The following is a 22,481-nucleotide window of genomic DNA, read 5'->3' as shown; positions in this document are numbered from 1 at the left end:
GGTCTTATTTATTACGGTCTTTCAATAGTGACTCAAACTCAGCAACTGACATACCTAATTGCTCACTCGCAAATTCGGAAGTTAAAACATGTTGATGTACTAAATCAAGAAAGGTAGATATTTTCCCACGCTCTAAACCTTTTTCTTCAGCTTGTTCCAAGGCATAGTCCTGTGCTAATAATGCTTGTTCTTCACGCATACGTAGTTGACTAAACATCTTCCTGTCCTCCTCGGACCAGCTCTTATAGTCCAGCAGTTGGTCTGCTTGACTGATGGCTCGCTCGGGTTGTTGAGTAAAGGGCTTGTTCCCAAAAAACTCCAACCACGGCTTGCGAACCTCGTCTTTGCTGGTTTCTCTGTATTTTTATTATTCTTATTTACAATGGTCTTTCAATAGCTCCTCAAACTCAGCAACTGTCATTCCTAACTGCTGGCTGGCAACCTCAGATGTCAGAAGACCTTGGCGAACGAGATTTAGTAGCATAGACAAACTACCTTCAACTTTTCCACGCTCCAGTCCTTGTTCAAGACCACGTTCTAAACCTTGTTCAACCCCCTCAGCCCTAGCGGTTTCCAAAGCATAGTCCTGTGCTAACAAGGCTTGTTCTTCGCGCATACGTAGTTGACTAAACATTTTCCTGTCCTCCTCGGACCAGCTCTTGTAGTCCAGCAGTTGGTCTGCCTGGCTGATGGCTCGCTCGGGTTCTTGGGTAAAGGGTTTATTCCCGAAAAACTCCAACCACGGCTTGCGAACCTTGTCTTTGCTGGTTTCTCTGTATTTTTTTAATTCCAAGAATGCCATCTTGACTAGATGGTTTTCTTGTCCATTATTTGTGATGGTTAAGACCTCACCTGTCGTGTCCTCTCGCATGCTAAAGCTATGAAAAGCTAGATCATCTTGGAAATAATTACTATCCACAATAGCTATTGCGTAAACAGGTGCGATATGCTTGTAACTCTGGTGGGTATCACCTTCACGTTGGCGAATTTTTTCAAGATTTTGATTGACCTGACTGCACAAGTAAGCCCACAAACGATTGATGAAAAAATTCTGATGATGAACCTGAATTTCGATGATAACTTGCGTACCATTATCCAACTCCGCCAAAACATCTATACTTGTATAGAAATCCTGTGCCGAGTAGGGTAGAGAAGGCAAGACGTGAATGTTGCTTCCCTCCAAAATGGTCACATTTTTTGCTGGCAAGTCCAACATATCGCGAATAAATTGACAAGTGATTTCTGGATTGCTAAAGATTTTCTTAGCAACCAAGTCATTGGTTGGGCTAATGCCCGGATGACGTACAGTCATGTTTGCTCTCCTTTCATTATAGCACATTTTTTAATCTAATTTACTAGATTTGATGCTTCTATCTATTTATTCGGAAAAAGAGTAGAAAAAACAAAAGAAATTCAAACTTTATAGCAAAAGGAAATAAACTCTGAACAAATAGGATAGTAAAGTCGAATCAATTTCTAGCAATGTTTTATAAGTTATAATGTTCTGTTCTGAATTTAAGATAACATATAATTTAAAGAGACTGGACCAAAACTCAACTTCCGGAGAAAATAAAGTAAATCTTCCCACAATAAAACGCATAGTCTCAAGTTTTGAACACCTGATACTATGCGTTTTTCTGATTTGAGAGGCTTTTTCTCAGCCTCTTCTTAATCTTATACTCAATGAAAATCAAAGAGGAAACTAGGAAACTAGCCGCAGGTTGCTCAAAGTACTGCTTTGAGGTTGTAGATAAGACTGACGAAGTCAGTTACATATATCTACGGCAAGGCGACGTTGACGCGGTTTGAAGAGATTTTCGAAGAGTATTAGCTTTTCTTCAACCCACTACAGTTGACAAAGAGCCAAAAAAAGAAGATGACGAATCATCTTCTTAAAAACTATGAGTTTTTTTTTAGTCTTCTTTTTTCTTGAAGAATCCTAGTCCTAGACCTGCTAACAAGGTCATGATACCAGCGCTAGCCAAGCTAGCATTCGCTTCTGTACCTGTGTTTGGCAACTCTGCTTTATCAGATGTTTTCGTGGATGTTACACTATCTACTGTCTTTTCTGATGTAGCTGTAGCCACTGCTTCACCTTTTTGTTCTGAAACTTTAGATGGTGCTGGGCTTGGAGTTTGGTCTTTTGGAGCAGGAGTTTGAGCTTGCTTGGTTCTAAACACATGAACTGTCAAGTTATCTCCCTCACGGTGACTCTCAACAAATTCATAGCCTGGAACTTCACCTGCTTCTTGCTTATCAACTGATGGCACTTTCAAGTCTTTTCCGTTTTCATCGCGCCATACTGTACGAATCGCTGGAGTTTCAGCTTTGTTTTGTTTTTCTGGCGTTGAAGTTGATGGCGAACTTGACGGAGTCATTGGATGACTAGTTGGGCTTTCTGGTAAAATTGGAGTTCCATTCGCTACTTTCTCAAATGTATGCGTTAAAATACCTTCTTCTAAGCGACTAGATAGCCACTTGTAGCCTGCAATTTCGCCAGCAAGTTCTTTCTTACCAACTACTGGTTTCTTAAGCTCAGTTCCTGCTGTATCTACCCATAGCGTTACTGGATGCTCTGGGTTTGCTGCTTCGATTGATAAAGCAGCATATACAAACGGAGTAAAATCACTCGTTTTATGCTTGGCTTGAGCTTGGACTTTTTGTTTATTGACAACTGATTCTCGTGGAATGGTTACAGTACCAGTTTTCTTGTCTAATGTAACATTTTCAGGTTGGTTGTCTAAAGTCCATTCGCCACTAGGTTGCTTGGTAAGAGTGAGAACCTCCTCACCAGAGCCATCACTCTTAGGATAGGTGATTTTGACTGTATCCGCATCTTTCTTAGGTGCTTTTACTTCGATGCTTGCTTTATTTGGTTCTTCCACAATAGCGATAGTCGGCGGAGCTACCTTAAGATTTGGTTGGTCTTCAGGCTCAGATGGCTGTCCTGGTTGAGCTGGTGCTTCCTCAGGAGCGGTTGGTTGTTCAGGTTGTGGAGTCTCCGGTGTTTCAACTACTTTTGGTTTTGTTCCGACTGTAATAATTTCCTCTGTTGGTTCTTCTCTTACTACTGTTGGCTTGTTTTCTGTCACAGTTCCGTTGTTTGGATCCATTGTGTACGTTGTAGTTGTTGTTTCTTTTCCTTTTACTCCCACTTGTGTAGTTTCTCGATAATCCTTATCTTTTGTATTATCTTCTACATAACGTGTTGTAAATGGTAATTCTTTTTCTTCTACTTTCGGTTTTGTTCCAACTGTTATAATTTCTTCTGTTGGTTGTTCTGTATCCGTTGTTGGAGCATTTTCTGTGACTGTACCATTCGTTGTATCCAACGTATAAGTAGTTGTTTTTGTTTCCTTACCCTTAACACCTTGTTGAGTTGTTTCTCGATAATCTTTGTCTTTGGTTTTATCTTCTACATAGCGTGTTGTAAATGGTAATTCTTTTTCTTCTACTTTCGGTTTTGTTCCAACTGTTATAATTTCTTCTGTTGGTTGTTCTGTATCCGTTGTTGGAGCATTTTCTGTGACTGTACCATTCGTTGTATCCAACGTATAAGTAGTTGTTTTTGTTTCCTTACCCTTAACACCTTGTTGAGTTGTTTCTCGATAATCTTTGTCTTTGGTTTTATCTTCTACATAGCGTGTTGTAAATGGTAGTTCTTTTTCTTCTACTTTTGGTTTTGTTCCAACTAAAACAACTTTATTAACAGGTTTTTCTGTTTCCTCTGTTGTAGATGGATTCGCAGTACGTGCACCTGTCTCTGGATTGACTGTATAGGTAGTTGTCGTTGTAGAAGTACCTTTTTTACCAGGAGTTTTTTCTATTTGATGTCCTGCAACATCTTGATCATTTGGCTCATAAATCGTTTTAAAATCAATCTCATTGGTTGTGACTGTTGGCTTTGTACCAACTTCATAGATGTCATCGTCTTTATTAGCTGTGTCTCCTTTATTCACATGAATACGATAATACTTAGATAAGACAACTGTTCCATCTTCTTTTACAACATTTTCGTTTGCCTCTGGATTGACTGTTATCGGTTTATTGGCATCTACAATAGTATCTTGATCATCAATCATACCATCAGCTCTATCTGGTTTACCATCGTTATTACTATCATATGTCTCAGTAATATTCGTTACCCCTGAATCAACACGATGAGGATATTTAGGGTCAATTTCACTTATTCTAGGTTCCTTAAAACCTGACCCATCTGTAAGATCGTCACCTGCATGCTCATTTATAGTAGCAGCATCCTCTCTTTTATATTTCTCATCAGTTTGACGATCTTCGTTTTCATCATATAATTTTGTGAATAAATTTTCTAGTTCATTTCCTTCTTCTTCAAAATAACCATCTATTTCACTTTTACTCAGATTATCAGCTTCTTCAGCTTTTAAGATAAAACTTCTACCATCATGACCTTTATGTTTCAATACAGGATCAGTACTTTCAATCTTGTCATTTCCTACATATTTTTTCCCTTTAGGAATTCGTACTTCATACCCATCTGCGTTACTACTTAAATCTGTAATATCCTGAGGCTCTCCCCCCGAGTCATTACCTGAAGCATAAACTGTAACACTTGGTGCCATGATTGCAACACCACCTAGGGTAATGACAGTAGCCACTACACAGGAACCGAAAACTTTTCCAATTTTGCGTAGAGCGTATTTTTTATTCTTAGTTGATTGTCTTGACATATTTTCCTCAATTTTACTTTTATTTTAGTTTCTAGGTTGTTGACTCCGAGCCAAAAGCCAGATAACTCATCCAACTTTTGGCAGGAAGCAACGTTTTTATATTATTCGGATTCATCTTCTTTTTTCTTGAAGAATCCTAGTCCCAAACCAGCTAACAAGGTCAACAATCCTGCCCCAGCTAAGCCAGCATTAGCCTCTGTACCTGTGTTTGGCAACTCCTCTCTCTTACCTGTCTCATAAGTCGGAACTTCTGGATCTGGACTCACTGGAGTTTCAGGTCTTGGAGTATCTGGTTCTGGTATTGGAGTCTCTTGATTTGGTAGTTCTGGGCTTGGAGTAGGAGCACTTGGATGCTCTGGATTTGGTTGTGGTCTCGGCTCCTCAGGTCTATCTGGAATTGGTTCGTTAGGGAGAACTGGCGGTATCTTTTCAAATCTATGAATCGTAATACCTTCCTCCGTTACAGTTGTAATATATCTGTATCCTGGAATATTTCCAGCTTCATGAGTACCTGGTTGATCTGGTTTAAGTGGATTACCATCTTTATCAAACCAGACTGTAATTTTATATTCTGGCTTATCTACAGATGGAGAACCTGCAAAGAAAATATGTGTGACTTTATTTCCTTCCAAACGACTTTCCAACCAAACATGATTTGCAATTCGACCTTTTTCATGTAAACCATTTTCAGTTGGTCTTAAGACATTTCCATTTACGTCAATCCATTCTGTTGTTCCTTCAAATTTAGGTACATCAAGAATATTCGGCATAACACTAACAATCTTACTTTGTTTGTATTTATGTTTTGTTTGCGTATCTACCCATGTCTTCGGTTGAACTTGTTCACTTGGAATGTAAACACGACCATTCGTCGGATTGATAGTCACTCCAACTGGAGATTTTTCAATTTTCCACGTACCATCTTTATCTTTCTTCGTAACGATAGTTTCTTTTTCAGTACTGTTTCGTTTTGTAAATGTAATAGATAAAGTATCAGCATCTTTATTTGGCACGTCAACTTCTACAGTATTACCGCTTGGACGTTCGACAATTCTCGGTGTCGGTGGAATAACATAGATTTGACGTAACTTCACGACAAAGACTTGAGACGGATCTTTTCCTTCTTCATCTTTTACGTTGTCAAATGTCGCTCCATCTTTCAGAGGATTGTCTACTAACTCGTAGTCACCATTATTAACTGGGTCACCTGTTAGTTTCTTCAATGTATCATTAAAGTTTTCTGTTGGGATTTTCTCTCCAGTTTTACCTGTCAGCGACATCCTTGAAGCAACAAGCTCCGTTTCTTTTCCATCTTCGCCTATGACAACAAATTTGACAATAGCTCTTTGTCCATCTGGTGTATACTTGATTGGTGTATCCATCTTAGGATCATTTGGCGTTTCTGGAACCGGTGGCACCTTATATCCTTTTTCTGGATGTTCTGGATCTATAGGTACTAATGGAGTTCCGTTTGGTGTCTTAGGTGTATAGCCTGGAACGTATGGAATCACTGGCACTTTCGGTACTGGTTGCCCTGGTTGTGGCGGAGTGGTTGGATAATCTGGAGTTTTAGGCTTAGTTGGATCATCTGGATCATTTGGATACGGAATTGGTGTCGGTTCTTCTTTTCCTGGTACTTTTGGCACCCATGAACCGATTTTTCTGTATTCAACTACTTCTTCTATTGAATCAGATTCTGGCGTTACCTCTTTAGAAGGTACTGACACTTTATTTGCTAAATATCCTTCTAAAACTGGTGTATCTACTTTAGGGAACTCTTGTTTTTCATGATTCCAAGTTCCAATTTCCGTTAAACCTGTTGTTAGATTAGTTGTTGTATCTCTTGAAAACTCAACCTTATCTACTTTCATCGTGATTTTTTCCGTGTTAAGTTCTGTTCTGACTTCTTTTCCATCTTGAACATCAACTTTAACGTATTTAATTGTACGTGTTACAGTTGTAGACTCTTTATCAGCTGAGATTTTTTCTCTTACTACTAATTTATATGTCTGAGTCGGTTCTTGTTTTCCAGCGTCAGACTCTGTATCATATTTTGTAGTTGCAGTTAGTGGATTTACTGTATCTACAATGTATCCACGATTTCTTAGTGAAGTTATCTTAGCATCAACAGAATTTTTATCAGTTTCTTTAACCGTTTCTCCTGATTTGCCGTTAAATTCTAATTTTTCATTGTCTAGTGGCACTTCTACCCCTGTAGTTACATTAACTACTTTAATTAAAATCTTTTGTGGATTTCCTTCATAAGTAATCGGTGTATCCTTACCTGGTGTTTCTGGTACTGGTGGTACTTTGTATCCTTTTTCCGGATAGTTTGGATCAACTGGTTCTAACGGTTTGTCTCCAATTTTTGGTGTGTATCCAGGTACATATGGAATTACCGGTGTACCAGGTGTGATTGGTTGTCCTGGTTCAGGATATACTGGTGTTCCAGGTTTTGTTGGATCTGCTGGATGGTTTGGATATGGTTTTGGATCGAAATTCGTTCCTTCTGGTGGTGTTACACCTGTTGGCGGTGTTAATACCCATGATCCTAACTTAGTGTACACCACATTTACATTTTGATTTTTAGAAGCTTCTGTTAAGTTTTCACTTGCTGCTACACTTGTTCCATCTGTTGATACCAAATTACCTTGTGAGTCTTGATTTGATTTTAAGATGTATCCTTTTACTACTGGTGATGTTACTTCATCGAATGTTGTGTCATTATCTTTAGCTGTCCATTCTCCATAAGTAATCTCACCTGTTACTACGTTAATCTTAGCTTCACGTGTAAAGGTTACTTTATCTGTTTTTGGCTCTTTTGTTTCTTTACCGTTATCCGTATATGTTAGCTTAGTTCCTGATTCGTCAACATAATTAATTGTACGTGTTACTTCTTTTGTAGTTTCCGCGTTCTTAACTTTATTGATTAAATCCTCTGTCCATACTGGTGTGTTTGGATCAACAGGAGTATTAGGATCTACCGGCACATCTGGATCAATTGGTTTTCCAGGTTCAAGTGGTTTTTCTGGTGTTGGCGGTGTTACTGGTACAAGTTTTTCATGTACTTTCAACTTAAATACTTGAGTAGGATCTTGAGAATCTGAATCTTTTTCACTATCAAATTTTTCTCCATTTTTTAGTGGCTCTTCATCAATAATATATCCACGTTTTTTCAATTCTTCAATTTTATCTTTCAATGATTGAGTAGGAATAACTTCATCAGTTTTACCATTCATTGTTAACTTGTCATTCGTTAATTCAGTTTCCACACTATCCTTGACATTATAAACTTTAACTACTGCTTTTTGCGGATCTGCTTCATACGTAATCGGTGTATTCGTTTCTGGTGTTTTAGGTAAATCTGGAACTTTATATCCTTTTCCTGGATGTTCTGGTTCTACTGGTACCAACGGTTTCAGTGGGTTTGTATTTGGATCTACTGGTTTTGTTGGGTCCGTAGGAACCATTGGTGTGTATCCTGGTACGTATGGAATTACTGGCGGTTCCGGTGTATTCGGATCCTTTGGAATTCCTGGCTCAGGGTATACTGGTGTTCCAGGTTTTGTTGGATCTGTTGGGTGATTTGGATATGGTTTAGGTTCAAAATTACTTCCATCTGGTGGCGTTACGCCTGTTGGAGGTGTTAATACCCATGACCCAATTTTTCTGTATTCAACTGTCACCTCATATGATTCTGTAGCAGGTTGAACAGTTTTATTTTCTACAGATGCGACATTTGCAAGGTAGCCATCTAATACAGGTGTATCAACTTTTAATAACTCTTTTGTTTCAGCATCCCAATTGCCAAATTTTGTTATATATGTTGTCAAACTAGTAGATGCATCTCTTGAAAATTCAACTTTATCTACTTTTGTTTTGATTTTTTCTGTATTAAGTTCTGTTTTGACTTCTTTTCCGTCTTTAACATCGATTTGAACGTATTTAATTGTACGTGTTACTGGTATAATTTCTTTATCTTTTGATATAAGTTCATTTACTACAATTTTGTAAATTTGTGTTGGTTCTGTAGAATCGTCCTTTGTATCATATTTAGTTGTTTCTGATATAGGGTTCTTCGTTGATACGATATATCCTCGTTGTTTTAAAGATGCAATTTTATTATCAACTTTTTCCCTATCTTCTGTTGTTACTACTTGATCAGAAACGCCATTGAATTCAAGTTTTTCTTTAGGTAATTCTACTTCTTCTCCAGTTGTGACGTTTACAACTTTGATAAGAATTTTTTGTGGATTTGGTTTGTACTCAATTATAGTATTATTTTGAGGATCCTTTGGTATTTCTGGTACCTTGTATCCTTTTTTAGGATCTTTTGGATCAACTGGTTCTAACGGTGTTTCACCAATTTTTGGTGTGTATCCTGGTTCGTATGGAATTACCGGCAATTCTGGAGTTTTTGGTTTTTCAGGAGTTCCTGGAGTTTCACCACCTGGGGTCTCATTGCCTCCACCGGGAGTGTTATTTCCTCCTGGGTTCTCAGGTTGAGGGTTTGGTGTTTCTCCTGGATTTACTGGTGTTGTTGGATAATCAGGATATTTAGGTTTTGTTGGATCTGTCGGATTGTTTGGATATGGAATCGGTGTTGGAGTTTTTCCTGGTATTTTCGGTACCCATGATCCTAACTTAGTATAAACAACTTTTTTGTTAATGTTTGTTATTTCACCTGTCTCAGTAGGTTTTGGAGCATCTTGCCCTTCTACTTGTTTAATATCCGCTACATAGCCAGTTTTTAATGGTGTATCGACTGCTGGTAATTGACTTGCTGGATGGCTTTCATCCGTAGTTGCCGTCCATTCCCCATAAGTGATTTTTTTAGTAACCACATTATATGTTGCAGTTCGTTTGAATAGAACTTTATCTACCTTATCTTCTACTCCACTTGGCTCTTCTTGTCCATCCGCTGTTTCTTTCTTAACGTAAGTAATTGTTCTTGTTACTTCTTTTTTAAGATCTGACTCTTTTAGTCCTGTTTCTGGCCATTTTGGTCCTTCTCCGTTATTCGGATCTACTGGATCGTTTGGATTTTTCGGCTCTGTTACTGTTTCCACTTTTTCTCTTACAGTAATCGTATAAGACTGCGTTGGCTCTTCTCCGTCTTTATCCTCTTTGTCGTCTCCTTTTCTTGAATCAGGAGTTCCCTTTGTAAAGGTATTATCGACGATTTCATATCCTAAGTTTTGCAACTCTTTTACTTTGTCTTCTACAGATTTTGATGGGAATTCTTCGCCTACTTCTGTTTCAAGATTTAGCTTATGGTCAACTAATTCGACAGGGTCTCCTGCTTCTTGTTGCTTCTTCACATGAACAACCGCTTTTGCCTTGGCTGGCTCCCCTTCTTCGTAGACAAAGGTTACAATCTTATCAGCTGAAGTTACTTCACCTCTGACAGCTGCTGAGTCATTGTATAGCCCATTATTTAGAGATCTTTTTAGACGGTATTTTTTCTCACCTGCGTTAATCCCACGTAATTGCTTACTTGTTACATCGTAGCTTGACCCAATAAGGGCTTCTTTTTCTACAAGGTAGGTACCATTATCAGATTTTTCTCCAACTTTTTTAGCTTCTTCATCAGATAGTGGTATATCTTGTCCCTGTTCATCGACATACTTGACCTTTACATTCCCTGAGATAGCTTTTCTAACTTCCGATGTTTTCTTACTTTCATCGATTTTTCCTTTGAGTTTTTTCCCTTCTTCTGGTGGAATTTTTTTATCTTCCACCTGTTTATCAATGATCCGTTTGGCTACTTCTTTAGACGGTTCTACCGTATCTTGGATTACTGAGAAGTCGGCTAGGATAGGTAGGTTATATTGAAGTCTTGGACTTTGCTTATTAACACCGACACGCTTTTTATTTTCCGCAAACACTTGTATTTTATAGGCTACGACATCTTTGTCCAATGGAATATCTCCTGTTGAGAAGTATCCACCTTTACCTAGTTTATCCTGATCACCATCAATTTCTTTTTCAATCTCTTTTGATAATTTCTCATCAGAAATTACACTATTACGTATAACGTTTTCTTTTTCAACAAAGTAGGCAGTGAATGCTTTAAGACCATCATCATTCTTCGAATCATGTTGCGCAGCAAGTTCATTAGTATGATATTTTGCATAGTTAGCATCTGTTATTTCACTACTATCAGGTTTTTTAGCTGCTTCCATGTGTGAGCCAAGGATTTTTGCTTCTTTACTTCCGTTTCTTGCTTCCAAGTAAGTGTAGGCGTTTGTGGATCCAAGGGCTGCTTTTAAGGCTGAGATCTCTTTGTTAAGTTCAGTTTTTTTATCGTCATCCGTAGTAGTCTTTAAAAGAGCTTCTTTTGCATCTAGGCTCTCTTTTAACTTAGCACGATGATTCCTCACTTTTTCTGGGTCTGTTTGGAGTTCTAATTGATCTGTATCTCCATGATAGATAATTTTTTTAGCAGTTGGCAATACAAAATCTAATAATTTATAGACACGATCTGAGTCTTTAGATTTATCTGTTTCGTTGCTATTTACCCAGATTGGAGAGTTTTTTTTCACCTCCGTATCCTTTATTTTGTTATTCAATTCATTACGGAATTCATTTGCATATCTAGAAAACGTTTCTTTCAAATTAGTCTCATTTTTGAAGTTTTTTTCATTCAATTTATCCTTATCTATCGGTAACTCAACTATCGCTTCTCCCTTTTCAGCGAGCTCTTTTTCAATAGCAGGTTTTACAGTATTCTTTTGTTGTGCACTTACTTTCGTAACTCCTGGATTTTCTTTCTTATATCGTTCCTCTGCAAGAATATTAACTTTTTTATCGTACTCAAGCTTCAATAATTTTTTAATTACTTTATTAAACTCACTTAAATCTACACCTTGGCTATAGCGTTCTTCATTCTCTACTACTCCGTCAATTCTGTTAATAGTATGGTCATAGATGGTCTCTTCTACTTCTTTTGAAGTATCATTCTTATCCTTTTTAATAGCTTTAACAACAATACGATAGGTCCCTTTTGACCCTTCATAGTCTGAGATATACCCTGTTACAAAGTCGATTTTCAAGCGACTTCCATATTTGGTAGAAAAGGCAGTGAAGGTTTTTTCTATTCCATTGAATCCCTCAATATTTGGAGAATGTTGGAGAATATCTTCCTTCTCTTTTACAGGTAATTTATCAAGAGTATTCCCAGTTCTTTTCTTTGTCTTTATTTCAAACGTAGATCCATCTTGTGCTGTATCAGTTCTATTGGCGATAGTACGTCCTTTGGCAAGCATCAACATGTAATTAAAACGACGATCTAGGGCTTGCTCGTGGAGGTAGACTCGGTCCATGGCGTCAGAACCCAGCATCCCCCCTTGCTCTTTTTCTGTGGTTGAACCCTTTTTATAGTACCAACCAGTGAAATACCCTTGAGCATTTTTCTTACCGATGGCGAACGTTCCGCCGTTTATAGCTTTCCAACCACCGAACTCGTTAATTTCACGAATTTCACCATCTTGTAGTTTATCGCCATCTTCATCTTTAACGACTTTTCCGTCTTTAAATCTCAGTGCATCACCAAGGGTGTTCATATTTCTCAAGTATGAACGCTCATTGTTTTGGAAGTCATCCGGCATATTTTGGATGATTTTGTACATGTACTCAACTGTAGCATTCTCACTAGGAGTATCAAATGTTAAGTTGGCATTCTTATCATCCGACCCCTCTTCTCCATCTTTAGGTACACGTACCCCAGGCTGATTGTCTTTTACTGTGTCACCCTTACGATTGGCATCCAGTAAAGCTGAATCAGTATCTGCTGGGTCTGAACCTCCCTCATTTCCAGAAGTCGGCTCTGATTCAGTCCCTGTAGCGCCAGCTGGTGTCTCTCCTGTATCCCCATCAGGTAATTCTCTTTTACTACGAGTACGAGGTTTCGTACTTTCTGGAGCTACTAGCGGATTTTCAGCTACGGGAGCATTATAGGTGTTTGCTGCTGCATCAGTATTGCTTAGGTCAGGCTTGTTTCCTGTCTTTCCATTTCCAGACTGTTCTGGATCTGTCGGGTTTGCTGTCCTCTCAGCTTCCCTCGCTGACTCCACGCCCTCAGCATGAGCAATCCCAGCTCCCATCAAAAGATAGAGCGCCCCAATGACAACACTAGCTGCACCGACACTCACTTTCCGAATACTGTATTTTAATTGTTTTTCTGGATGATTCATTCTTACACTCCATATATATATATATATATATATATATATATTGTGCCCTATTACTTCCTATATAATAGAATACAATTCATGAATATATTATACACCAGTCGGCTTGAAACTTCAAATTTTTTGAATGGAAGACTAGGAGATAGACGACTCTTTTTACTGAGACCAAAGCTAGGTTAGGAGTCCATCATCAGTAAGTCGACACCAAAGATGAAGCCTCATCATCCTTGCCTTGTCGTGTGCATCTTATGGACTTACTTCCTCCTATCAGCAAGCTCAGCGCCGTGCTTTGAGACCTTTCCAGCTTGCTTTTGGATCTCCATTAACTTTTACACTTATTTCTTTAAAAATGAGACAATTTGACATTTTTTCTACTCTTTTTCTACTTTTTCCCGAATAAATAGATAGTAGCATCAAATCTAGCAAATTAGATTAAAAAATGTGCTATAATGAAAGGAGAAGAAATATGACTGTACGTCATCCGGGCATTAGCCCGACTAATGACTTGGTTGCTAAGAAGATTTTTAGCAACCCAGAAATCACTTGTCAATTTATCCGCGATATGCTGGACTTGCCAGCAAAAAATGTAACCATTTTGGAGGGAAGTAATATTCATGTACTACCTTCCCTGCCCTACTCGGCTCAGGATTTCTATACCAGTATAGACGTCTTGGCAGAGTTGGACAATGGCACGCAGGTTATTATCGAAATCCAAGTTCATCATCAGAATTTTTTCATCAATCGCCTGTGGGCTTACCTTTGCAGTCAGGTCAATCAAAATCTTGAAAAAATTCGCCAACGAGAAGGTGACACTCACCAGAGCTATAAACACATCGCCCCAGTTTATGCTATTGCAATTGTAGACAGCAATTACTTTTCAGATGAATTGGCTTTTCATAGCTTTAGTATGCGAGAGGACACGACAGGTGAGGTCTTAACCATCACCAATAATGGACAGGAAAACCATCTAGTCAAGATGGCATTCTTGGAATTAAAAAAATACAGAGAAACCAGCAAAGACAAGGTTCGCAAGCCGTGGTTGGAGTTTTTCGGGAATAAACCCTTTACCCAGCACCCCGAGCGAGCCATCAGCCAAGCAGATCAACTGCTGGACTATAAAAGCTGGTCCGAGGAGGACAGGAAAATGTTTAGTCAACTACGTATGCGCGAAGAACAAGCCTTGTTAGCACATGATTATGCCTTGGAAACAGCTAGGGAAGAAGGTTTAGAGAGAGGTCGTGCAGAAGGTGGTTTCGCAATGTTAGCAAATCTAGTTCGTCAAGGTATTCTGACTTCCGAGGTTGCCAGCCATCAATTAGGCATGACTGTCGCTGAGTTTGAGGCGTTATTGGCAAGACATGAGTGAGAAATCTGTAAATATTATACGATATGAAAACAATTAAAAAGAATAGCTAAATTTCTTGATGTAAAGAGTTTGGCTATCTTTTTTTATCTAAGATATTGTTATTTTCAGGAAAGTTTGAACTTTTCACTCTCTTTTCCGAATAAATAGATAGAAGCATCGAATCTAGTAAATTAGATTAAAAAATGTGGTATAATAAAAGGAGGAAAAGGATGATTCTAAGACATCTGGGCATCAGCCCAACTAATGATTTGGTTGCTAAGAAAATTTTCAGCAACCCAGAAATCACTTGTCAATTTATCCGCGATATGCTGGATTTACCAGCAAAAAATGTGACGATTTTGGAGGGAAGTAATATTCATGTCTTGCCTTCTCTACCCTACTCGGCTCAGGACTTCTATACCAGTATAGACGTCTTGGCGGAGTTGGATAATGGAACGCAAGTTATCATTGAGATTCAAGTTCATCATCAGAATTTTTTCATCAATCGCCTGTGGGCTTATCTGTGTAGTCAGGTTAATCAAAACCTAGAAAAAATTCGCCAACGAGAAGGTGATACACACCAGAGTTACAAACACATCGCACCAGTATACGCTATCGCAATCGTGGACAGCAATTACTTTTCAGATGACTTAGCTTTTCATAGCTTTAGTATGCGCGAGGACACGACGGGTGAAGTCTTAACTATCACCAATAACGGTCAAGAAAACCATCTGGTTAAGATGGCATTCTTGGAATTAAAAAAATATAGAGAAACCAGCAAAGACGAGGTTCGCAAGCCATGGTTGGAGTTTTTCGGCAACAAGCCCTTTACTCAAGAACCCGAGCGAGCCATCAGCCAAGCAGACCAACTGCTGGACTACAAGAGCTGGTCCGAGGAGGACAGGAAGATGTTTAGTCAACTACGTATGCGAGAAGAACAGGCATTGTTAGCTCAGGACTATGCCTTGGAACAAGCGGAAGAAAAGGGCTTGGAGCGTGGTCGCGCAGAAGGACTTGAACGCGGTCGTGCAGAGGGGATTGAACAAGGTTTAGAGCGTGGTCTTGAACGTGGTCTTGAACGTGGTCGTGCAGAGGGTCGTGAACAAGGACGAGAAGAAGGCATTGAAGAGGGATTAAAAGTAGGTTTAGTAAATCTAGTACGTCAAGGTCTTCTAACACCTGAGGTTGCCAGTCAGCAATTAGGCATGACTGTCGCTGAGTTTGAGGCACTGTTGAAAGAACATAAGTGAGAAATCTGTAAATATTACACGATACAAAAACAACTAAAAAGGATAGCTAAATTTCTTGATGTAAAGAGTTTGGCTATTTTTTTTATCTAAGATATTGTTATTTTCAGGAAAGTTTGAACTTTTCCCTCTCTTTTCCGAATAAATAGATAGAAGCATCAAATCTAGCAAATTAGATTAAAAAATGTGCTATAATGAGAGGAGAAGAAATATGACTGTACGTCATCCGGGCATTAGCCCAACTAACGATTTAGTTGCTAAGAAAATATTTAGCAATCCAGAAATTACTTGTCAATTTATTCGCGATATGCTGGACTTGCCAGCTAAAAATGTAACTATTTTAGAGGGAAGCAATATTCACGTCTTGCCTTCCCTGCCCTACTCGGCCCAGGATTTCTATACCAGTATAGACGTTTTAGCTGAACTAGACAATGGCACGCAGGTTATTATCGAAATTCAGGTTCATCATCAGAATTTTTTCATCAATCGCCTGTGGGCTTACTTGTGCAGTCAGGTCAATCAAAACCTAGAAAAAATTCGCCAACGTGAAGGTGATACACACCAGAGCTATAAACACATCGCACCAGTATACGCTATCGCAATTGTCGATAGTAATTACTTCTCAGATGACTTGGCTTTCCATAGCTTTAGTATGCGAGAGGACACGACGGGTGAGGTTTTAACCATTACCAATAACGGACAAGAAAACCATCTGGTCAAGATGGCATTCTTGGAATTAAAAAAATACAGAGAAACCAGCAAAGACAAGGTTCGCAAGCCCTGGTTGGAGTTTTTTGGGAACAAACCCTTTACTCAAGAACCCGAGCGAGCCATCAGCCAAGCAGACCAACTGCTGGACTATAAGAGTTGGTCCGAGGAGGATAGGAAAATGTTTAGTCAACTACGTATGCGAGAAGAACAAGCCTTGTTAGCACAGGACTATGCCTTGGAACAAGCTGAGGAAAAAGGGTTGGAGCGAGGTCTTGAACGCGGTCGTGCAGAGGGGATTGAACAGGGGCTGGAGCGAGGTCTTGAACGTGGACGAGCTGAAGGGATTGAACAAGGTCTAGAGCGTGGAAAACTTTTTGCCTTCCTAGATATGGTTCGCCAAGGACTTCTGACTTCCGAGGTTGCCAGCCATCAGCTGGGTATGAGCGTCGCTGAGTTTGAGGCGCTATTGAAAAAACATTACAAATAAGACCTAAAAAATACAGAGAAACCAGCAAGGACGAGGTTCGTAAACCGTGGTTGGAGTTTTTTGGTAATAAGCCTTTTACCCAGCGCCCCGAGCGAGCCATCAGCCAAGCAGACCAACTGCTGGACTACAAGAGCTGGTCCGAGGAGGACAGGAAGATGTTTAGTCAACTACGTATGCGCGAAGAACAAGCCTTGTTAGCACAGGACTATGCCTTGGAACAAGCTGAAGAAAAAGGGTTGGAGAGAGGTCGTGCAGAAGGACTTGAACGCGGTCGTGCAGAGGGGATTGAACAGGGCATCGAAAAAGGTTTAGAACAAGGACTTGAACGTGGAAAACTTTTTGCCTTTCTGGATATGGTTCGCCAAGGACTTCTGACTTCTGAGGTTGCCAGTCAGCAGTTGGGCATATCAGTCTCTGAGTTTGAGGCGCTATTGAAGGCCCACCATAAATAAGACCTAAAAAATATAGAGAAACCAGCAAAGATAGCATTCGCAAACCATGGTTGGAGTTTTTTGGGAACAAACCCTTTACCCAGCAACCTGAGCGAGCCATCAGCCAAGCAGACCAACTGCTAGACTACAAGAGCTGGTCCGAGGAGGACAGGAAAATGTTTAGTGAACAACGCAGGCGTGAAGAACAAGCCTTGTTAGCACAGGACTATGCCTTGGAACAAGCTGAGGAAAAGGGCTTAGAACGTGGTCGTGCAGAAGGTATTGAACAAGGTTTAGAGCGTGGACGAGCTGAAGGCATCGAACAGGGATTAAAAGTAGGTTTAGCAAATCTAGTTCGTCAAGGTATTCTGACTTCCGAGGTTGCCAGCCAGCAGTTAGGTATGTCAGTATCTGAGTTTGAAGCCTTGCTGGAAGATTATCACCAATAACGGTCAAGAAAAACATCTAGTCAAGATGGCATTCTTGGAACTAAACATCTAGTCACAGATTACTCCAAACACTGTTTTGAGGTTGTGTATAAAGAGGCTGGGTAAAAGTCTTCTCATAATAAAACGTTTGGTATCAATGTTTTATTATGAGAAGACTTACTTTTTTACTGAGATTGAATTTTTCCTAGCCTCAACATCATATAAACCCCAAATTCAATCTGACCTGGTTTGAAGAGATTTTCGAAGCAGATAAGGTTTTACTAAAACTAAAAAAAATGATATAATCAAACTGATTAAATGTTTTAAAAATAAAGGAGAATTTTAATGTCTTACCAAGAAAATTACCAGAAATGGGTTGATTTTGCGGAGCTTCCTGACTACCTTCGTCAAGATTTGGAAAATATGGACGAAAAAACAAAGGAAGATGCCTTCTATACAAATCTTGAATTTGGTACTGCAGGTATGCGTGGCTTGATTGGTGCTGGTACAAACCGTATCAACATCTACGTTGTTCGCCAAGCTACTGAAGGATTGGCTCGTTTGATTGAGTCAAAAGGCGGAAACGAAAAAGAACGTGGGGTAGCAATTGCCTACGATAGCCGTCACTTCTCACCTGAGTTTGCCTTTGAATCTGCGGCAGTTCTTGCTAAACACGGCATCAAATCTTATGTATTTGAAAGCCTTCGTCCAACTCCAGAACTCTCATTTGCAGTTCGTCACCTCAACTGTTTCGCTGGTATCATGGTCACAGCCAGCCACAACCCTGCTCCATTTAACGGTTACAAGGTTTACGGTGAAGACGGTGGACAAATGCCTCCACACGACGCGGACGCTTTGACTACTTATATCCGTGCAATCGAAAACCCATTTGCAGTTGAAGTTGCTGATGTGGAAACTGAAAAAGCTTCTGGCTTGATTGAAGTTATCGGTGAAGCTGTTGACGTAGAATACCTTAAAGAGGTTAAGGACGTAAACATCAACCCAGCCTTGATTGAAGAATTCGGTAAAGACATGAAGATTGTCTACACACCACTTCATGGTACTGGTGAAATGTTGGCTCGTCGTGCTCTTGCCCAAGCAGGATTTGACTCAGTTCAAGTCGTTGAAGCGCAAGCAACTGCTGATCCAGACTTCTCAACTGTAAAATCTCCAAACCCAGAAAGCCAAGCAGCCTTTGCCCTTGCTGAAGAACTTGGTCGTCAAGTTGGTGCAGATGTTCTTGTTGCAACTGACCCAGACGCTGACCGTGTTGGTGTTGAAGTTCTTCAAAAAGATGGTAGCTACCTTAACCTTTCAGGTAACCAAATCGGTGCTATCATGGCTAAATACATCTTGGAAGCCCACAAAAATGCTGGAACTCTTCCTGAAAATGCAGCCCTCTGCAAATCTATCGTATCAACTGACTTGGTAACGAAGATTGCTGAAAGCTACGGCGCAACCATGTTCAACGTTTTGACAGGTTTCAAATTTATCGCTGAAAAAATTCAAGAATTCGAAGAAAAACACAATCACACTTACATGATGGGATTTGAAGAAAGCTTCGGTTACTTGATTAAACCATTCGTACGTGATAAAGATGCTATCCAAGCTGTTCTTGTCGTTGCTGAACTTGCTGCCTACTACCGTTCACGTGGTTTGACCCTTGCTGACGGTATCGAAGAAATCTACAAAGAGTACGGCTACTACGCAGAAAAGACAATCTCTGTTACCCTTTCAGGTGTCGATGGTGCTGAACAAATTAAAGCGATTATGGCTAAATTCCGTAACAATGCTCCAAAAGAATGGAATGCAACAGCTATCACTGTCGTAGAAGACTTCAAGGCACAAACTGCTACTGCTGCTGACGGTACTGTTACAAACTTGACAACTCCTCCAAGTGATGTGTTGAAATACACACTTGCTGACGGTTCATGGATTGCCGTTCGCCCTTCAGGTACCGAACCAAAAATCAAGTTCTACATTGCAGTTGTAGGTGAAACAAACGAAGAATCACAAGCTAAGATTGCTAATATCGAAGCAGAAATCAATGCTTTTGTAAAATAAGACCCTATAAAAGATGAGACCAAGCGATCTCATCTTTTTTTCGTATCAAATCTAAGCAATTTTAGAAACTTTATGGCATACTAGACTTATCAATGAAAGCGAGGTAATCTCATGGAACAATTTTTAGATAACATTAAAGACCTTGAAGTCACTACAGTGGCGCGTGCGCAAGAAGCTCTTGATAAAAAAGAAACTGCCACTTTCTTTATCGGTCGTAAAACTTGCCCTTACTGCCGTAAATTTGCAGGTACATTGGCTGGTGTCGTAGCTGAAACCAAAGCTCACATTTACTTCATCAATAGTGAAGAACCAAGCCAACTCAATGAATTGCAAGCATTCCGCTCACGCTACGGAATCCCAACTGTACCAGGATTTGTTCACGTTGCAGATGGACAAATCAATGTCCGTTGCGACTCTTCAATGTCAGCACAAGAAATCAAAGATTTCGCAGGATTGTAAAAAATCAGCTAACAAGTCTTAAAATCACAAAAACGCATAATGTAAGGTGCAAAAACCTTGATATTATGCGTTTTATTGTTCCTAAAACAGTTACATCAGCGTTTCGTTACAGCACATTTTAATTTTGGAAGTCAAATCAATTTTTAACAATGGTTTAGAAATCACAGTGGGCTATTCCATATTCAATTATCCAGATTCAATCGCTATTATCGTTTTCCTAGATTACAAAAAAACTGCGTTTTGCTAATCAAAACGCAGTCTCAGCCACTATTTTATCTTACTGTCCTTCTTTTACTTCTTTGGTTGCTACATCTTCTCCAAACCATTTTTGGCTGATTTCTTGGAACTTGCCGTCCTTGTAAAGACTAGAAAAAGCTTCATTTATCTTCTTAACCAGAGTTGTATCTTCCTTACGGGCTCCAACCGCAAAAGCTTCTGTTTCTAGTCCAACTGTAAAGACATTATAATCGTTTAAAACACCTTCTGCTTCTAAATAATAGTTTGCATAGACACGGTCAATCAATAGACCGTCAATTCGATCGTTTTTCAAATCAATCAAGGCTTCATTAAAGGTTTGGTATTGATTCGCTTCCTTATTAGCGACAATATCCTTTAAAATCGCTGGGTTTGCTTCAAAGTCCGCATAACCAGATGAACCGGCTTGAGCTCCTAATGTCTTTCCAGCCATATCCTTTGCAGTCGTGATACCAGATGATTTCTTCGTAACCAATACCTGCTCATTCTTCATATATGAGTTACTGAAAGCTACCTTTTCACGGCGTTCGTCTGTAGCGGAATAGCCATTCCAAATCAGATCAATCGTTCCTTTTGTCAATTCAGCTTCTTTCAAATCCCAATCAATCGGTTGCCAATTTACTGTAATTCCGTATTTTTCAAAAACAGCTGTAGCTAAATCAATATCAAATCCTGCATAAGAACCATCTTTCTGAGCAAATCCCATTGGAACAAAAGTGCTATCAAATCCAATAGTAATAGACTTGTTAGACTGGTACTTAGACCAATTGTCTCCACTAGTTTCGCTAGTATTTTTCCCACAAGCTACTAAGAACAAAGCAGTCATCAGACTGACTAATACAAGCATCCATTTTTTCATCCATTTTTCCTCCTATTTAGGTTCTACTTTCAATAATACATCTGCGATATTTTCCGCGAACTGCAAATCGTGGGTTACCACAATCTGGGTCATCCCAAGTTCCCTATTTTGCAAGATTAGTTTTTCCACTTCCAAGCGCAATTCTGGATCTAGGGCAGAAGTTGGTTCATCGTAGCCAATGATTTCTGGGTCAATCATCATAGCACGCGCCAAAGCCACCCGCTGCTTTTGCCCACCAGATAATGAAAATGGATAGGCATCTGCATGCCCTGCCAGTCCTAACTGTTCCAAGAGTCCACTCGCCTTCTTCTCAGCTTCTTCCTGCTTCATCCCCATGGTCTTCACAGGCGATAAAGTCAAATTGTCCAAAACTGATAAATGAGGGAACAGTTGAAAATCTTGGAAGACAAATCCCAGTAGGTTTCGCTTCTGCAATTCATCCAGCTCTAAAGGTTGTCCATTATAAAAGATTTGCCCTGAATCAATGGTTTCAAGACCCGCAAGCATACGTAAAAGAGTTGTCTTACCGCCACCGGAAGGCCCAACGATAGCCAGGATTTGCTTTTCAGGAATACTTAGACTGAAATTAGATAAAATTTGCTTTTCACCAAATCCCTTATTGATATTTCGTAATTCTAACATGGCAGCCTCCTATCTATAATAACTATACTTCTTCTCAACTTTTTTAGAAATAATTGTCACAATCCCAATCAAAATCAAGTAAATGGCTCCTGCCAAGAACATGGGAACCAGACTGGCGTCACGGTTGGCAGCTGTTCGACTAGCCAAGATAAGGTCTGAAATTCCAAGAGCATAGACCAAAGAAGTATCCTTGACCAAACTCATAACTTCATTAAAGACACTAGGAAGAACGATCTTGGTCACTTGGGGCAAGATAATATAGCGCACTGTGGCAAAGGGACTAAACTTCAAGACCTTGGCAGCCTCATACTGTCCTCTTGGAATAGTGTCAATTCCTCCACGGAAAATTTCTGCAAAGTAAGCTGCATAGTTGAGAACAAAGGCAATAATGGCAGCAGGAAGGCGGTCTAAACGAATCCCAATACTTGGAAGCACATAATAAATAAAAATCAGTTGCAAGAGTAAGGGGGTGCCACGCATAACCCAGATGTAAATGTTAATCAGATAATGGAGGGGCTTCCAATGGACTTGCAAGGCAAAGGCAATCAAAACGCCCAAAGGAATCGAAAATAGCAAGACCAGTGCAAAGACCTGTACAGTCGTGCTCGCACCATTCAGTAAACTCGGTAATATCTCAAATAAATAAGACATACTG

The 22,481-nt window shown here is 39.6% G+C and carries 11 protein-coding genes and 3 pseudogenes; 7 read left to right on the top strand and 7 right to left on the bottom strand.

The genetic code is table 11. The features are described from left to right. Positions 1–4: 4 nt before the first annotated feature. The 4 genes and pseudogenes from OC529_RS10370 to OC529_RS10350 form a co-directional block, all read right to left on the bottom strand. Positions 5–364, bottom strand: a pseudogene (locus tag OC529_RS10370) (hypothetical protein); the annotation flags it as partial. A gap of 9 nt (positions 365–373) precedes the next feature. Continuing rightward, positions 374–1,312, bottom strand: coding sequence for an Rpn family recombination-promoting nuclease/putative transposase (locus tag OC529_RS10365; RefSeq protein WP_262082102.1), 939 nt, complete (start codon positions 1,310–1,312; stop codon positions 374–376). A gap of 601 nt (positions 1,313–1,913) precedes the next feature. Then, a complete protein-coding gene (locus OC529_RS10360) occupies positions 1,914–4,706 on the bottom strand; it encodes a G5 domain-containing protein (RefSeq protein WP_262082101.1) in 2,793 nt (930 codons plus the stop codon). 101 nt (positions 4,707–4,807) lie between these two features. Then, positions 4,808–12,901 (bottom strand): mucin-binding protein, encoded by an 8,094-nt coding sequence (locus tag OC529_RS10350; protein WP_316043913.1) that lies wholly within the window; start codon positions 12,899–12,901, stop codon positions 4,808–4,810. A 463-nt stretch (positions 12,902–13,364) separates the two neighbouring features. Here OC529_RS10350 and OC529_RS10345 point away from each other — a divergent pair, with 463 nt between their 5' ends. From OC529_RS10345 to OC529_RS10315, 7 genes and pseudogenes are all read left to right on the top strand, one after another. After that, on the top strand, positions 13,365–14,264 hold the full coding sequence (locus OC529_RS10345; RefSeq protein ID WP_262082100.1) for an Rpn family recombination-promoting nuclease/putative transposase: 900 nt from the start codon (positions 13,365–13,367) through the stop codon (positions 14,262–14,264). A gap of 209 nt (positions 14,265–14,473) precedes the next feature. After that, positions 14,474–15,493: an Rpn family recombination-promoting nuclease/putative transposase gene (locus OC529_RS10340; protein ID WP_262082099.1), complete on the top strand. Its 1,020-nt coding sequence runs from the start codon at positions 14,474–14,476 to the stop codon at positions 15,491–15,493. 208 nt (positions 15,494–15,701) lie between these two features. Next, the gene (locus OC529_RS10335; RefSeq protein ID WP_262082098.1) at positions 15,702–16,688 is read left to right on the top strand and encodes an Rpn family recombination-promoting nuclease/putative transposase; all 987 of its coding nucleotides are present in this window, start codon (positions 15,702–15,704) and stop codon (positions 16,686–16,688) included. Between the two features lie 5 nt (positions 16,689–16,693). Then, positions 16,694–17,140 (top strand): annotated as a pseudogene (locus OC529_RS10330) (hypothetical protein); the annotation flags it as partial. Positions 17,141–17,145: 5 nt separating this feature from the next. Further along, a pseudogene (locus OC529_RS10325) lies at positions 17,146–17,568 on the top strand (hypothetical protein); the annotation flags it as partial. A gap of 324 nt (positions 17,569–17,892) precedes the next feature. Then, positions 17,893–19,611: a phospho-sugar mutase gene (locus OC529_RS10320; RefSeq protein ID WP_000121692.1), complete on the top strand. Its 1,719-nt coding sequence runs from the start codon at positions 17,893–17,895 to the stop codon at positions 19,609–19,611. Positions 19,612–19,722: 111 nt separating this feature from the next. Further along, on the top strand, positions 19,723–20,070 hold the full coding sequence (locus OC529_RS10315) for a thioredoxin (RefSeq protein WP_138702464.1): 348 nt from the start codon (positions 19,723–19,725) through the stop codon (positions 20,068–20,070). Between the two features lie 277 nt (positions 20,071–20,347). Here the strand turns inward: OC529_RS10315 and OC529_RS10310 are convergent, their stop codons facing one another. From OC529_RS10310 to OC529_RS10300, 3 genes are read right to left on the bottom strand one after another with little or no spacing between them, the layout of a single operon-like run. Beyond that, positions 20,348–21,184, bottom strand: coding sequence for an amino acid ABC transporter substrate-binding protein (locus tag OC529_RS10310; protein ID WP_173253534.1), 837 nt, complete (start codon positions 21,182–21,184; stop codon positions 20,348–20,350). Between the two features lie 12 nt (positions 21,185–21,196). Next, positions 21,197–21,826 carry an amino acid ABC transporter ATP-binding protein gene (locus OC529_RS10305; RefSeq protein ID WP_173253535.1) on the bottom strand — a complete coding sequence of 210 codons (630 nt, stop codon included), beginning with the start codon at positions 21,824–21,826 and terminating at the stop codon, positions 21,197–21,199. Between the two features lie 9 nt (positions 21,827–21,835). After that, a complete protein-coding gene (locus OC529_RS10300) occupies positions 21,836–22,477 on the bottom strand; it encodes an amino acid ABC transporter permease (protein WP_031222863.1) in 642 nt (213 codons plus the stop codon). Between the last annotated feature and the right edge of the window lie 4 nt (positions 22,478–22,481).

Source organism: Streptococcus sp. Marseille-Q5855 (assembly GCF_946901985.1).
In the GTDB taxonomy this organism is placed as follows: domain Bacteria; phylum Bacillota; class Bacilli; order Lactobacillales; family Streptococcaceae; genus Streptococcus.
This window is presented reverse-complemented; position numbering and strand designations above follow the sequence as displayed.

Coding starts and splice junctions, on each gene's coding strand:
- OC529_RS10365 (WP_262082102.1), bottom strand. CDS start 1,312: ATGACTGTACGTCATCCGGGCATTAGCCCAACCAATGACTTGGTTGCT.
- OC529_RS10360 (WP_262082101.1), bottom strand. CDS start 4,706: ATGTCAAGACAATCAACTAAGAATAAAAAATACGCTCTACGCAAAATT.
- OC529_RS10350 (WP_316043913.1), bottom strand. CDS start 12,901: ATGAATCATCCAGAAAAACAATTAAAATACAGTATTCGGAAAGTGAGT.
- OC529_RS10345 (WP_262082100.1), top strand. CDS start 13,365: ATGACTGTACGTCATCCGGGCATTAGCCCGACTAATGACTTGGTTGCT.
- OC529_RS10340 (WP_262082099.1), top strand. CDS start 14,474: ATGATTCTAAGACATCTGGGCATCAGCCCAACTAATGATTTGGTTGCT.
- OC529_RS10335 (WP_262082098.1), top strand. CDS start 15,702: ATGACTGTACGTCATCCGGGCATTAGCCCAACTAACGATTTAGTTGCT.
- OC529_RS10320 (WP_000121692.1), top strand. CDS start 17,893: ATGTCTTACCAAGAAAATTACCAGAAATGGGTTGATTTTGCGGAGCTT.
- OC529_RS10315 (WP_138702464.1), top strand. CDS start 19,723: ATGGAACAATTTTTAGATAACATTAAAGACCTTGAAGTCACTACAGTG.
- OC529_RS10310 (WP_173253534.1), bottom strand. CDS start 21,184: ATGAAAAAATGGATGCTTGTATTAGTCAGTCTGATGACTGCTTTGTTC.
- OC529_RS10305 (WP_173253535.1), bottom strand. CDS start 21,826: ATGTTAGAATTACGAAATATCAATAAGGGATTTGGTGAAAAGCAAATT.
- OC529_RS10300 (WP_031222863.1), bottom strand. CDS start 22,477: ATGTCTTATTTATTTGAGATATTACCGAGTTTACTGAATGGTGCGAGC.